We start from the raw sequence: 13,989 nt of genomic DNA, 5'->3' as shown, positions 1-13,989 counted from the left end.
GCGCGTTGGCGGCCGGGCCGACGCGTGGCCGGCCCGGCACGGAGTCGCCGGGTCACGCCGCCTGCCGCCCTCCGAACGCGTGCCGGATTCGCGCGAACAGCCCGTGCTGCGCGATCCATTCGGCATAGGCGCGATAGTCGGGATCGCGCATCAGGTGACGTTCTTCCGTCTTCGCGCGCGTGTAGTAGATCAGGTTGACCGCGACGAGCCCGGCGCAGTGCATGAGCCCGATCTGCCAGCCGAGCGGCTCGACGAACGGCACCGACACCATCCAGTACGACAGGTTCTTCGTGATGTACGCCGGATGCTTGGTGAAGCGGTACGGGCCCGACGTGATGATCCCGCGGTTGGTGAGGTTCGAGAAACGCAGCCCGAACGAGATCGTGCACAGCGCGTAGGTCAGCAGCAGCAGGATGATCGCCGCGCCCCAGATCACGCGCAGCGTCGGCGCCGACAGCAGCCAGTTGTCCCAGAACACCGAGCCTTCGTAGCGGATGTAGTTGTTCGAGATCAGCGACCAGAACGGCTGGTAGCAGATCAGCGCGGCCACCCAGCCGAGCGTCGTCGGCTCGACGGTGCGCACGTGGCTGTCGAGGATGCGGAACGTGCACAGGTAGCCGACGGTGCCGAACATCAGATCCATCGTGAACGACAGGTCGTACATGAACACGAAGGTCGAGATCGTCATCGGCGCGTGCATCGCGTTCGCGAGCGACGCGCTCAGGTGATCGGCGTCCTTCGACAGATACACGGTCATCAGCGGCAGGAAGAATGCCTTCACGCCCCAGCCGGCCAGCATCTCGCGCACCGGTTTCCAGCTCGCGGGCTGCTCGCGGCGGAACAGGAAGCGGCCCCACAGCAGGTACGCGTCGTCGGTCTCGCGCTGGTGGCGGTCCATCCACGCGAAGTAGAACGGCGCGGCGACGATCACGTACGGCGCGAGCGAGCGCAGCAGCGACCAGAACGGCAAGTAGAACGCGCCGTGGTATTCGGGCAGCAGCCAGTAGATGACGCCGATGCCCGCGTAGATCGACGTCAGCGCGCCGAGCCGCGTCGTGACGCGCGCGATGCCCAGGGGCCGGACGGCCTGGCGCGACAGCCCGGCACTCGGGCGCAGGTAGACGCGCGAGATGAAGAGTTCGTGCAGCGCGATCGTGCCGATGATCGCGAGGCTGGCGATGACCGCGCGCGTGGCTGCATCGAGCGTCGGATGGTCGCGCGTGACCCACAGCGCAAAGAGCCCGGCCGTGATGCCGAGCAGGCCGGCCCGGAAGGGCGTGGCGGAACGGGGTGGGCGGTCCTGGGCCGCGACGATGCCGTCGAGCGTGGAATTCATGGTTGGATCCTCGTAGGGATGAGGGCCGGCGTCCCCGCTTGGCGGGTGACGCCGGCCGTCGGCCGGGCTTTGTATGGATGCGCGCCCGGCCATTGGCCTGTCGTTCTGGTTCGTGATGCGTTAAGGCTTACTTCTTGGTGCCGCCGCCCAGCAGACCGCCGAGCAGGTTGGTCACCGGCGACAGCAGGTTGCCGGCACCGCCTGCGGCGCCGCCGCTCGAGCCGCCCGTCAGGCCGGCTGCGACGGTGCCGCTGCCGGCCGGCGTGGTCACCGTGCCGGCTGCTGCGCCGGGGCTGACCGTGCCGGTGGCGCCGGCCGAGCCGGCCGGCGTCGTCAAGGCACCCGTGAGCGCACCGACCGGGCCGCTCGTCAGCACGCCGCCGAGCGAGCCGGTCACGTTGCCGCCCGGCGTCGTGACGGTGCCGGTGAGGCTGGCGCCGAGCGGCGTCAGCGAGTTGACGAGGTTGGTGACCGGCGCCAGCAGGCCGCCGATGCCCGCGCCACCGGTGCCGCTGGTGCCGCCGGTACCGCTCGTCCCGCCCGTGCCGCTCGACCCGATGCCGCCGAGCGCGCCCGTCAGCGAGCCGAGCAGGCCCGTGACGGGGCCGAGCGGCCCGCCGCTGCTCGTGCCGCTGGTGCCGCCCGAACCGCTCGAGCTGCCGCCGCCGAGCCCGCCCGTCAGCGTGCCGAGCAGGCCCGTGATCGGGGCGAGCGGGTTGCTGCCGCCGGTGCCGCTGCTGGAGCTGCCCGCGTTGTTGTCGTGGACGAGGCCGCCGGCCGACGTCACCGTGTTGCCGAGCTGCGTCACGACGCCGCCGAGTCCCGCGCCGACCGGGTTGTCGGTTGCGCCGCCGACCTTCGAGCCCGCGAGCGCGAGACCGTTGCCGAGCGTGCTCAGCAGGCCGTTGAGCGGCGTGCCGAGCAGCGTGACGCCACCGAGCGTCTGCGTGGCGCCCGGCGTCGCGACACCGCCGGTCAGCGTATTCGTGATCGGGTTGATCAGCTTGCCGACCTGCGTCTCGAGCTGCTGGACCGGCGCGCTGTTCAGCGCCGTGTTGAGACCCGACGCGGTCGAATTGACGGCGCCGCCGACGGTATTGACGAGATCGCCGACGAGCGTCGTGACCGGGGACAGCGGCGACAGCGGGCCGGAGCCGAGGCTCTTCACCGCGTTGCCGAGATTGTTGACCGCGCCGCCGGCGCCGGTCAGCAGGCCGGTGGTCGACGTCAGCGTCGGTCCGAGCGGGTTCGCCGACACGCCGATCGAGCCGAGGCCGGCCGCGACGCCATTGCCGAGCGACTGCACGCCGTTGCCGAGGCTCGTGACAGCGTTGCCGACGCTGGTGGCCGTCGTCGGGTTCGTGCCGGGGATCTGCACGCCGCCGATCTGACCGCCGCCGTTCGCGACCGTCGTGCCGAGCGCCGTCACGAGGTTGCCGGATTTCTGGAGGACATTGCCGAGGGGGGTGACGCCGGTGCCGGAGGTGCCCGAGGTACCGGAAGTGCCCGACGTACCGGAGGTGCCCGACGTACCGGAAGTGCCCGACGTACCGGAAGTGCCCGACGTACCGGAAGTGCCCGACGTGCCGGAAGTGCCCGAGGTGCCGGAGGTGCCCGAGGTGCCGGAGGTGCCGGAAGTGCCCGAGGTGCCGGAGGTGCCGGAGGTGCCGGACGTGCCGGACGTGCCGGACGTGCCGGAGGTGCCGGAGGTGCCGGAGGTGCCCGAGGTGCCCGAGGTGCCGGAAGTGCCCGAGGTGCCGGAGGTGCCGGAGGTGCCGGAAGTGCCCGAGGTGCCGGAGGTGCCCGACGTACCGGAGGTGCCGGAAGTGCCCGAGGTGCCGGAAGTACCCGAGGTGCCGGAAGTGCCCGACGTACCGGAGGTGCCCGACGTGCCGGAAGTACCCGACGTACCGGAGGTGCCCGACGTGCCGGAAGTGCCCGAGGTGCCCGAGGTGCCCGAGGTGCCGGAGGTGCCCGACGTACCGGAGGTGCCCGACGTACCGGAGGTGCCCGAGGTGCCGGAAGTACCCGAGGTACCGGAAGTACCCGACGTGCCGGAAGTACCCGACGTACCGGAAGTACCCGAGGTACCGGAAGTACCCGACGTGCCGGAAGTACCCGAGGTGCCTGAAGTCCCCGAGGTACCGGAAGTCCCCGAGGTACCGGAAGTACCCGAGGTACCGGAAGTACCCGAGGTACCGGAAGTACCCGAGGTGCCTGAAGTACCCGACGTACCGGAAGTACCCGACGTACCGGAAGTGCCCGAGGTGCCGGAAGTACCCGACGTACCGGAAGTACCCGACGTACCGGAAGTCCCCGAACTACCGCCACCCGACGTCCCCGACGAACCGCCGCCGGACGTACCGGACGTCCCCGAAGTGCCACCCGTCCCGGACGTGCTCGGTTTGATCGTCGGCGGGGTCGTCGGTCCATCGACCGAGCCGCAGCCGTACAGCGCGAGCAGTGACGAGACGGCCATCGTTACCGTCGTCTTTTTGAAGAGTTTGTGCATGTTGGCCTCGACATTGGAAGTGTGTCGAAGCCTTCACTGCAAATTCCGCGCCACGACAGGTTTCGAGAAACGGTGTCGTGCTTTGTTGCGGGAATCGGGAATATCGGCGCGATTTAAACGGAGTAATGGCGGATTCGCGCGACGGGCACGTCCGGTGCGCCTGCGTGTCCGTTGCGATGTTCCCGTAAGCCGACGTAACGTGCGGCGCGATGTTACGTAGCGTTCGACATCGCGTTGCGCGGGCAGGGGCGAACCGAGGGCCGCATCTTTGACGAAACGCGGCGGCCCGATGAACATGGCGCGAAATCCCCCGGCCGCCGGTGGCGTTGAAGCGGCCACGACTCCAACCAGGACACCGACATGAGCGAACAGGACAGGGAATACGGCAAGGCGCGGCGGATCGACGTGATGGGCGAGGCGTTCGTCGAGCGCGCGATGCGCGATCTCGACGGATTTTCGCGTCCGTTGCAGAACTGGCTGAACGAACATGCGTGGGGCAGCACGTGGCAGCGCGGCGGGATCGACCTGAAGACGCGCAGCCTGTGCACGTGCGCGATGCTGGCGGCGCTCGGCCGCAGCACGGAATTGAAGGGGCACATTCGCGGTGCGCTCAACAACGGCGCGAGCCTCGTCGAAATCCGCGAGGTGTTGCTGCACAGCGCGCTGTACGCGGGGGCGCCGGCCGCGGTCGAGGCGTTCCGGACCGCGCGCGAGGTGATATCGGATCTCGGGCTGTCGCTACCCGACGACGAAGCCTGATTCCGCCGCGGTGCCGGCGGCACGGCACGGAATCAGGCCCGGTTTCGCTGCCGCGGCTTACGCGATGCGTGCCGCCGGTGCGGCTGCTTCGACCGGCGCGGCGGCGACTTCGAGCAGCCAGTCGGCCGTCGCATCGGGAATCGTGACCGGCAGCATGTGCCCGCCCTCGACCACTTTCAGCCGCACGCGCGCCGATTTCTTCGCGAGTGCTTCGCCGTGCTCGCGCCAGTTCAGGATCGGATCGGCGCGGCCGTACAGCACGTCGACCGGCAGCGCGAGATCCGCGTAGCGGCGCTCCATCGCGGGCAGGTCGACGGGCGCCGACAGCAGGTCCGTCGCCGTTGCATAGAACACGTGCGGGCGCATCCCGAGCAGGCCGCCGCCCTTGACCGGGAAGTCGCGCGGCACGTCTTCCGGCGCGAACACCTGGCGCACCGCCTTGCGGCCGGTCAGGATCGTCAGCGGGATCGCGAAGGTCCACGACACGAAGCGGCGCACGAGCGGCGACGGCAGCATCAGCGGCCGGAACGGCGCGGGCGGCTCGGTTTGCTCGTGCGACAGCGGGGCGATCAGCGCGAGCCGGCTCACGCGGTCCGCATGGTTGAGGCCGACCGCCAGCGCGATCGCGCCGCCGAGCGAATGGCCGACCAGCACGGGCTTGTCGAGCCGCAGCGCGTCGATGAACGCGGCGACCGTGCGGGCCTGCGCGTACACGTTCGCCTGCGAACCCGCGCCGCGCAGCGAGCGGCCGGCGCCCGGACGGTCGATGATGATCACGCGATGCCGTTGCGCGAGACGTGCAAGCGGCAGGTACGCGAAGTTGCGCAACTGCCCCGCGAGCCCGTGGACGAACACGATCGGCGGGCCGTCGCCGTATTCGACGTAGTGGATGCGGTCGCCGCCGACGTCCACGAAGCGGCCTTCGGGCGGAAACCCGCGCGTCACGCGCCGGGCCACGTAACCGGTAAACAGCGCGAGCGCGGCGAGCACCGCCACGACGCCGAGCAGTACGTTCTGGATCAGATGGAGCACAGGGGTCATGTCGGCCTCAACGGGTTTCGAGTGCGGGTTCGGCGACCGGCGCGGTGGCGGCCGGGCCGGTTTTTGCGCGGCGTTCGAAATGCATCGCCGAATCGGCGAGCGCGCTGAACTTCAGCGAGGCAAGATCGCGCACGTAGTTCTGGTGGAATTTCCACGGCTTGTGATGGCCCTGCTTCGGCAGGATGCCGGCCGCGCGCTGGATGTAGCCCGAGCTCAGGTTGACGGCCGGCACGTCGCCGAGTTCGCCGGCGCCGAGCCGCGGCACGCACGTGTCGTAGTCGTTCGCGCGCATGTGGTTGAGCAGCCGGCACACGTAGCGCGCGATCAGTTCGGCCTTCAGCGTCCACGACGCGTTCGTGTAGCCGAACGACGACGCGAGATTCGGCACGTCGCTGTACATCATCCCCTTGTACGACACGGTCTCCGGCAGGTCGACCACGCGGCCGTCGACGGTGACGCGCGCGCCGCCGAGCATCTTCACTTTGAGCCCGGTCGCGGTGACGATCACGTCCGCGTCGAGCTGCTGGCCGCTCTTGAGCTTGAGGCCGGTCGGCGTGAAGCGCTCGATCTCGTCGGTGACGATCGACGCGCGGCCCGCGCGGATCGACTTGAACAGGTCGCCGTTCGGCACGAGGCACACGCGCTGGTCCCACGGCATGTAGCGCGGCGTCAGGTGCTTCGCGACGTCGAAGTCGGGGCCGAGCTGCTTGCTGGCCGCGCGGATGATGAACTTCTTCGTCTGGTCGGGCTTGCGGCGCGACACGTTGTACAGGTAAATCGTCAGCAGCACGTTCTTCACGCGCACGAGCCGGTGCGCGAGCCGCGACGGCAGCACGCGGCGCAATGCATTCGCGATCTTGTCGCGGGCGGGCAGCGACACGATGTAGGTCGGCGAACGTTGCAGCATCGTCACGTGCTGTGCGTCGGCCGCCATCGACGGCACGAGCGTGACGGCCGTCGCGCCGCTGCCGATCACGACGACCCGCCGGTTCGCGTACGACAGGTCCTTCGGCCAGTGCTGCGGATGCACGAGGTTGCCCTCGAACGTGTCCATGCCGGGCCAGTCGGGCCGGTAGCCGGCGTCGTAGTCGTAGTAGCCGCTGCACATGAACAGGAAGCGGCAGGTGGTCACGAGCGTGTCGGTCGTGCCGCCCTGCGTGCGCTCGATGCGCACCGTCCAGCGTGCACGGTTCGAATCCCAGTCGGCCGCGACGACCTTCTGGCCGTAGCGGATCGTCTTGTCGATGCCGTACGTGCGCGCGGTGTCGCGGATGTAGTCGAGGATCGTCTGGCCGTCGGAAATCGCCTTGTCGCTGTGCCACGGGCGGAAGCTGTAGCCGAGCGTAAACATGTCGGAATCCGAACGGACGCCCGGATAGCGGAACAGATCCCAGGTGCCGCCGATCGCTTCGCGCGCTTCGACGATCGCGACGCTCGCATGCGGGCAGCGCTGCTTCAGGTGATACGCGGCGCCGATGCCGGACAGGCCGGCGCCGACGATCAGCACGTCGAGGTCGTTGCTGTCGCGGCGGGCGCCGGGGGCGGGCGGCGCATCGCGCCGGTCGGTCGTCGTCGAGGTCATGCGGGGTCCTTGGTCGGCGTGGTCGGGAGCGCGGCCGGGGCATGCGCGCGGTCGAGGTTGCGTGCGCGGGCGCGGCGCACGTGGCGCAGCATCAGCCACTGGTAACCGGCGCCGAGCAGGCGCGCGATCCGGTCGAGCCGGCGCGCGTCGGCGCCGACGAGCACGCGGCGCGCATTGCGCTCGACGCCCGCGAGGATCTGCCGCGCGGCGTCGTCGGCCGTCGTTGCATTGATCAGACGGTTCGCCTGGCGGCGATGGGTCGCTTCGTCCTGGCCCGTCAGTGCGTGAATGCTGGTATCGACGCGGCCCGCGTCGACGATGCTGGTCGCGACGCCGCCCGGATGCACGCAGGTCGCGCTCACCGGCGCGCCGTCGAGCTCGAGTTCCATCCGCAGCGCTTCGGTGAAGCCGCGCACCGCGAACTTGGTTGCGTTGTATGCGCTTTGCGTCGGCATCGCGACGAGGCCGAACAGGCTCGACGTGTTGACGATGTGACCGTCGCCGGACGCGCGCAGGTGCGGCAGGAACGCCTGCGTGCCGTGCACGACGCCCCAGAAGTTGATGCCGACGATCCATTCGAGATCGGCGAGGCGCGCGGTCTCGGCGCTGGCGGCCAGCGACACGCCCGCGTTGTTGAAGATCAGGTTGACCTTGCCGTGCCCGGCGCGGACGAAATCGGCCCACGCGAACACCGCATCGCGGTCGGCGACGTCGAGCCGCCGCGTGCTCACCCGCACGCCGTGCTGCGCGCATGCGGCCGCCGTGCCGGCGAGCCCGGTTTCGTTGACGTCGGCGAGCGCGACCTCGCAGCCGCGCCGCGCGAGCTCGACCGCGAGGCTGCGGCCCATGCCCGAACCGGCGCCCGTGATCGCGGCGACCTTCCCGGAAAACCCCTTCATTCGTCGTTCCTCCCGTTCCGCTTGCGCTGCACCGGCGGTGCGCCTATTGTGGTGTTGATCGTCACCACTTTAGTTTTCGGGTGTCCTGATGTCAAATAGCGGAATGGAGAAAGCACTCGAAACGGAAAAAAGGGGCCGGTCGTATGGCGGCGTGGCGCCCGAGGTACGGGCCGCCGAGCGGCGCGACGCGTTGATCCGCGCGGCGACGCGCGTGTTCGGCACGGTCGGGTTCCGCAAGGCGACCGTGCGGTCGATCTGCCAGGAAGCGAAGCTGAACGATCGCTATTTCTATGCGGCGTTCGACAGCACCGAGGATCTGCTGCGCTGCACCTACCTGCATCACGCGCAGCAATTGCATGACGCGGTCGCGCAGGCGGTGGCCGAGCGCGGCGGCGATCTGTACGAGAGCGTCGACGTCGGGCTTGCCGCGTTCTTCGGGTTCCTGCGCGACCCGTGCGCGGCCCGCGTGCTGCTGCTCGAGGTGATGGGCGTGAGCGCGGACACCGACATGACGTACCAGCGCATGCTGATCGACTTCGGCAAGCTGATCATGGCGATCGGCGCGCCGCATGAAGCGGCGACGCCCGCGGAGCGCACCGAGCAGCGGCTGATCGGGCTCGCGCTCGTCGGCGCGATGACGAACGTCGGCGCGGCGTGGCTGCTCACCGAATATCGCGATCCGGAGGCGCAGATGATCGCGAGTTGCCGGCGGGTGCTGCTGGGGACGTTGCGGGAAATCGGGTAGGCCGGATGGTATTGCGCCATTCCCGTGATGCCCCGGCAATGGCAGGCTGAAAATGAAAAAACAGGATAACCGCACGGTGCCCGGGGCGCCGTGTTGTCATTGCATGCGATTTAATCGTCTTTTTAATAAATAAAAAAGAGATTGGGTGACGAATTGTGATCGGGTTTAAAAATATCGCTGTATTAATCTTTCTCCATGCGCCATTGATTGATGGCGGGATGCGATGGCAATTAAAAAACGGCGCAATGTGAAACGGCTCGCATTGCGCCGATCGTGGCGCTCAACCCTCGGCGCCCCAGGCACGTTCGATCAGGAACCCGTGTATCCGCCCCGGGTCCAGCCGTCGCCATCCCAGCAATACTCGGTCGTCGTCCCGCCGCTGGTCGCGTACACGCGGATGTGGATTGCGCTTCCGACCAGCCAGCATGTCGCGGACACGTTGTCGCCTGCCTGGTTGAACGCACCCGTGTACCAGTTCTGGCCGTCGTAGCAGCGTTCGGTGATCTTGTTGCCGTTGGCCGTGTAGACGCGGATCGACGGCGTGCTTCCCCATGAAATTGCGGCGGTTTGCATTTTCAGACTCCTTTGTTGAATAAAGTGGAGTATTGAGGCATTTCGGTAAACGCAAATCAGCGTATTACCGGGAATAAGATTAGTAGAAAAAATGGAAAGGCAATGCCTAATTTTCGGAAATAAAAGAGGGTATATTCGATCCGAATCGGAAAGCCGCGAGAAAGGAATTTGGAGGTAATTGAAGCGCACGGATTGCCGGAGCCTCGTCCGGCATGACCGGCAATCCGGGTTCAGCCGGTCGTGCGTTTCGCACGCACCGGTGCCCCCGGCGGCGTCTCCCCGATCCGCCCCTTCATCGCATCGATGAACGCCCGCACCTTCGGCGATGGCAGCCGCGTCGACGGATACACCGCGTGAATCCCGGCCGGCGCCGTGCGCCACCCCGGCAGCAGCCGTACGAGCCGGCCGGCTGCGACGTCGTCCGCGGTCGAGAAATCCGTCAGCAGCCCGAAGCCGCCGCCCGCGAGCACGATCGCGCGGCACGCGGTCGCGGTGTTCGACACGACCGGCGCGACGCAGCGCACCGCCGCATGGGCGCCGTCCATGTTGCCGAGTTCGAGCGTGTGCGGGCGCGACAGCGTCGACAGCATCACGAACGGCAGCCCGGCGAGCGCATCCGGATCGCGCGGCAGCCCGTACCGCGCGACGAACGCAGGGCTTGCCACCAGCCATTTCTCGTACGTGCCGAGCTGTACCGCGCGGTAGTTCGAATCGGCGAGGCGGCCGATCCGAATCGCGACGTCGAGGTTGTCCGCGACGAGATCGACGACGCGGTCGTTCGCCACCAGTTCGACATCGAGCTCCGGATGCCGGTCGCGCAACGCGACGACGGCCGGCGCGACGACCAGCGCACCGTAGTCGATCGGCACGCTCGCGCGCAGCGTGCCGCGCAGCGGCCCGGCATCGGACGACACCGCGTCGAGCGCGGTTTCGGTCGCGCGCACGATGTCGCGGCACGCGTCGTAGAACACGCGGCCCGCATCGGTCACGCTCAGTCGCCGGGTCGTGCGCACCAGCAGGTTCGCGCCGACCTCCGATTCGAGGCGCTGCATGTGCGTGCTGACGACCGTCTTCGCGAGGCCGAGTCGCTCGGCCGCGGCCGTCAGCGAGCCGGCATCGACCACCGCAACGAAGATCGCCAGCCGGTTCAGGTTCACGTCGCGCAGGTCGGCCATCGTCGATTGTCCTATGAAAGCGGATAATGTTTCCACGATTATCCGTCTTCTGGCGATGAACGGCGAGCGCTACGCTGGAGCCGTTCGTCGCCGACTCCCGGCGGCGCGAGATTCCGGAGTGTTTTCCATGTCTGCCGCCAGCAAGCCTGCCTCGCCGATCCGCGTCTATTCGTTCCTGCTCTCGGGGCATGCGCACCGTGTCCGGCTGTTCCTGTCGCTGCTCGGGCTGCCGTCCGAGACCATCGACGTCGATCTCGCGGCCGGCGCGCAGCGCGAACCGGCGTTCCTCGCGCTCAATCCGTTCGGGCAGGTGCCCGTGATCGACGATGGCGGCACCGTGATCGCCGATTCGAACGCGATTCTCGTGTACCTCGCGAAGCGCTACGGCGACGCGCACTGGCTGCCCGGCGACCCGGTCGGCGCGGCGGCCGTGCAGCGCTGGCTGTCGTCCGCGGCCGGCCCGATCGCGTCGGGCCCGGCGGCCGCGCGGCTCGTGACCGTGTTCGGGGCGCCGCTCGACCCGGAGGCGGCCAAGCGCACGGCCGCGAAGGTGCTCGACGTAATCGATCGCGAACTGGCCGGCAAGCCGTTCGCGGCCGGCGCGCAGCCGACGATCGCGGACATCGCCGCGTACACGTACATCGCGCACGCACCGGAAGGCGGCGTGTCGCTCGAACCGTATCCGCACGTCCGGGCGTGGCTGGCCCGCGTCGAGGCGCTGCCGGGCTTCGTCGGCATGCCGACGACGCGCGCGGGCCTGCTCGCCGCGTAACGCCCCCCACAACCGCGCCTGTCCAGGAGAACGCGATGAACGCGCCGACCGCCGTCATACCGGGCTGGGAACTCGATACCGCGCCGTTTCACGCGGGCGAACTCGCCGTGCAGCAGCGCGCGGGCGTGAGCGAGGCCGCAGGCGCGGCCGGCCGGCGCGGGATCCGGCGCTTCATGCCGGACCAGCACCGGACGTTCTTCGCGCAACTGCCGTTCTTCGTGCTCGGCGGCGTCGATGCGCACGGGCAGCCGTGGGCGACGCTGCGCGCCGGCGCGCCGGGCTTCGTCACGTCGCCGGATGCACGCACGCTGCGCATCGCGGCGCGTGCGCTGCCGGGCGATCCGCTGGCCGGCGCGTGGCAGCCGGGCGCGGCGCTCGGCGGGCTCGGGATCGAATTCGATACGCGGCGGCGCAATCGCGTGAACGGCGTCGTGCGCGCGATCGATGGCGATGCGCTGACGATCGCGGTCGAGCAGAGCTTCGGCAACTGCGCGAAGTACATTCAGGGTCGCAAGCCGGCTTTCGTCGCGCGGGCCGTCGATGCATCCGTCGCGCCCGACGTGTCCGACGCGTTGAGCGAGGTGGATCGGGCGCTGCTCGCGCAGGCCGACACGTTCTTCGTCGCGAGTGCGAACACGTCGGCGGATGCGGGCGCCGCGCGCGGCGCGGACGTATCGCATCGCGGCGGGATGCCGGGCTTCGTGCGTGTAGACGATGCGCATACGCTGACGACGCCCGATTTCAGCGGCAACCGCTTCTTCAACACGCTCGGCAACCTGCAGCACGATCCGCGCGCGGGGCTGCTGTTCGTCGATTTCGACAGCGGCGACCTGCTGTATGTCGCCGCGCACGCGGAAATCGTGTGGGACGGGCCGCTCGTCGCGTCGTTCGACGGCGCGCAGCGCGTCGTGCGCTTCCATGTGCGGGAAGTGCGGCGCGTGCGTGCGGTGCTGCCGTTCCGGTGGTCGGCGGTCGAGCGCGCGCCGCAGTTCGTGGCGACGGCGGCGGCTTCGGAGGGCGTGGCGGGGGCTGCCCCTGCGGCGCCTGCGGCCGCACCTGCATCGGCACCCGCATGGCGGCCGCTGCGCATTGCGAAGATCGTCGACGAAGCGCGCGCGATCCGGTCGTTCCATTTCGAACTGGCGGACGGCGGCGCGTTGCCCGCCTATGAAGCCGGGCAGCACCTGACGCTGCGCATCGCGCTGCCGGGCAGCGATGCGCCGGCGATTCGCAGCTACACGCTGTCCGGCGCGCCGGGCGGTGCGCAGTACCGGATCAGCGTGAAGCGCGAAGGACGCGCATCGGCGTGGCTGCACGATCACGCGCAGGCGGGCATGACGCTCGACGCGCAGATGCCGCGCGGCCGCTTCACGTTCGATCTCGCGAGCCCGCGGCCGGCCGTGCTCGTGTCGGCCGGCATCGGCATCACGCCGATGGTCGCGATGCTGCACCGTGCGCTGGCCGACGACACACCGTCGCGCCGCGTCGTGTTCGTGCACGGCGCGCGCGAAGCGGCCGACCGGCCGTTCGCGGCGCAACTGGCGCACCTCGCGGCCACCGATCCACGCGTGTCGCTTCACTGGTTCGACAGTCATCCCGGCGAAGGCTCGGCAGCGCGGGCCGGCCGCATCGACATCGCGCAACTGAAGCGGATCCTGTCGTTCGACGACTACGACTTCTACCTGTGCGGGCCGGCGGCGTTCATGCGCGACCTGTACGACGGGCTGCGCGCGCTGAACGTGGCGGACGAGCGCATCCGCTTCGAGGCGTTCGGGCCGTCGAGCGTCGCACGCAGTACGACCCGCGCGTCAGCGACGCCGGCGGCGGCAAGCGTGTCGGTCGTGTTCCGGCGCACGGCGCGCGAAGCCGCGTGGACGCCCGCCGACGGCACGCTGCTCGAATTCGCGGAAGGGCAGCGCGTGGCCGTGCCGTCCGAATGCCGCTCCGGTTCGTGCGGCACGTGCGCGACGCGCGTGCTGTCCGGTTCGGTCGACTACGAGCAAACGCCCGATGCAGCGGTCGAACCCGGCTGCGCGCTGCTGTGCGTCGCGCGGCCCGCGGCAGGGGCCACGGAGCCGCTCGTGCTCGACCGCTGACGCCCCTGCGACATGCCGCCGCAGACGGCCTGCTGCGCGAAAAGCGCGCGCAACTGCTTCTTTTTTCGGATGCCGGTCGGATCGACGATAGCGTCAACCGATTCGATGAAAGGAGCCCATCATGAAACTGCTCGGCATGGTCCGCCTGGTCCTGTGGAGTTTCTTCGGCGTGCGCAACAGCAAGGCGCACGCGACCGATCTCGCGAACGCCAACTTCACGTTGCTGCCGTTCGTGGCGATCCTGCTCGCGCTGCTGGTCGGCGCGGTGATCTACGGCGTCGTGCATCTGGTCGTCGATCCGACCGTGACGATGCAGGGGTTCTGAGCGGCCCGGAAACCGCGAGCGGACGATATCGCCTGCTCGCGGTTTCCGTTGCTTGACCGGCGCGCGATCGCGCCGATCGTCGACGTTGCGTCGCATGACGGGCGGCGCGGCCGGATCGTCGCCGTTGCCGTGCCGCCCGAAGCGCTTTTCCCCGTTCCCGCCTTTCCCGCCCCC

At 69.1% G+C, this 13,989-nt stretch carries 12 protein-coding genes; 5 read left to right on the top strand and 7 right to left on the bottom strand.

What is annotated here, in order from left to right:
- Window positions 1-52: 52 nt before the first annotated feature.
- Entirely contained in the window at window positions 53-1,336 is a 1,284-nt protein-coding gene (locus BLA15945_RS15245) for an isoprenylcysteine carboxylmethyltransferase family protein (RefSeq protein WP_059237497.1), read from the bottom strand.
- A 127-nt stretch (window positions 1,337-1,463) separates the two neighbouring features.
- Complete coding sequence (locus BLA15945_RS37680) at window positions 1,464-3,848, bottom strand: collagen-like triple helix repeat-containing protein (RefSeq protein ID WP_174992802.1); 2,385 nt, start codon at window positions 3,846-3,848, stop codon at window positions 1,464-1,466.
- 360 nt (window positions 3,849-4,208) lie between these two features.
- Between BLA15945_RS37680 and BLA15945_RS15230 the strand changes: the two genes are divergently transcribed.
- Window positions 4,209-4,607: a carboxymuconolactone decarboxylase family protein gene (locus tag BLA15945_RS15230; protein ID WP_059237495.1), complete on the top strand. Its 399-nt coding sequence runs from the start codon at window positions 4,209-4,211 to the stop codon at window positions 4,605-4,607.
- Between the two features lie 57 nt (window positions 4,608-4,664).
- Here BLA15945_RS15230 and BLA15945_RS15225 read toward each other — a convergent pair whose 3' ends face one another.
- From BLA15945_RS15225 to BLA15945_RS15215, 3 genes are read right to left on the bottom strand one after another with little or no spacing between them, the layout of a single operon-like run.
- Window positions 4,665-5,648, bottom strand: a complete 984-nt coding sequence (locus tag BLA15945_RS15225; RefSeq protein ID WP_174992801.1) for an alpha/beta fold hydrolase — start codon at window positions 5,646-5,648, stop codon at window positions 4,665-4,667.
- A 7-nt stretch (window positions 5,649-5,655) separates the two neighbouring features.
- Window positions 5,656-7,230 carry a flavin-containing monooxygenase gene (locus BLA15945_RS15220; protein ID WP_059237493.1) on the bottom strand — a complete coding sequence of 525 codons (1,575 nt, stop codon included), beginning with the start codon at window positions 7,228-7,230 and terminating at the stop codon, window positions 5,656-5,658.
- On the bottom strand, window positions 7,227-8,129 hold the full coding sequence (locus tag BLA15945_RS15215) for an SDR family NAD(P)-dependent oxidoreductase (RefSeq protein WP_059237492.1): 903 nt from the start codon (window positions 8,127-8,129) through the stop codon (window positions 7,227-7,229). The genes BLA15945_RS15220 and BLA15945_RS15215 overlap by 4 nt, the downstream gene beginning before the upstream one ends.
- Before the next feature lie 103 nt (window positions 8,130-8,232).
- Here BLA15945_RS15215 and BLA15945_RS15210 point away from each other — a divergent pair, with 103 nt between their 5' ends.
- Window positions 8,233-8,874 carry a TetR/AcrR family transcriptional regulator gene (locus BLA15945_RS15210; RefSeq protein WP_226195930.1) on the top strand — a complete coding sequence of 214 codons (642 nt, stop codon included), beginning with the start codon at window positions 8,233-8,235 and terminating at the stop codon, window positions 8,872-8,874.
- 309 nt (window positions 8,875-9,183) lie between these two features.
- On the opposite strand, the gene BLA15945_RS15205 is transcribed toward BLA15945_RS15210, so the two are convergent.
- Both BLA15945_RS15205 and BLA15945_RS15200 read right to left on the bottom strand, forming a co-directional pair.
- Window positions 9,184-9,447, bottom strand: coding sequence for a fucose-binding lectin (locus tag BLA15945_RS15205; RefSeq protein WP_059237490.1), 264 nt, complete (start codon window positions 9,445-9,447; stop codon window positions 9,184-9,186).
- A gap of 230 nt (window positions 9,448-9,677) precedes the next feature.
- Window positions 9,678-10,622: a LysR family transcriptional regulator gene (locus tag BLA15945_RS15200; protein WP_059237489.1), complete on the bottom strand. Its 945-nt coding sequence runs from the start codon at window positions 10,620-10,622 to the stop codon at window positions 9,678-9,680.
- Window positions 10,623-10,749: 127 nt separating this feature from the next.
- Here BLA15945_RS15200 and BLA15945_RS15195 point away from each other — a divergent pair, with 127 nt between their 5' ends.
- The 3 genes from BLA15945_RS15195 (at window position 10,750) to BLA15945_RS15185 (ending at window position 13,815) form a co-directional block, all read left to right on the top strand.
- Window positions 10,750-11,394, top strand: a complete 645-nt coding sequence (locus BLA15945_RS15195) for a glutathione S-transferase family protein (RefSeq protein WP_174992800.1) — start codon at window positions 10,750-10,752, stop codon at window positions 11,392-11,394.
- Between the two features lie 35 nt (window positions 11,395-11,429).
- Window positions 11,430-13,490, top strand: a complete 2,061-nt coding sequence (locus tag BLA15945_RS15190) for a pyridoxamine 5'-phosphate oxidase family protein (RefSeq protein WP_174992799.1) — start codon at window positions 11,430-11,432, stop codon at window positions 13,488-13,490.
- Between the two features lie 121 nt (window positions 13,491-13,611).
- A complete protein-coding gene (locus tag BLA15945_RS15185; RefSeq protein WP_006486164.1) occupies window positions 13,612-13,815 on the top strand; it encodes a DUF2970 domain-containing protein in 204 nt (67 codons plus the stop codon).
- Window positions 13,816-13,989 lie beyond the last annotated feature (174 nt).

Origin of the sequence: Burkholderia arboris, assembly GCF_902499125.1 — a bacterium.
Taxonomy (GTDB): Bacteria; Pseudomonadota; Gammaproteobacteria; order Burkholderiales; family Burkholderiaceae; genus Burkholderia; species Burkholderia arboris.
Note: the sequence above shows the minus strand (reverse complement) of the source record. Positions and strands in the feature narration are given on the sequence as shown.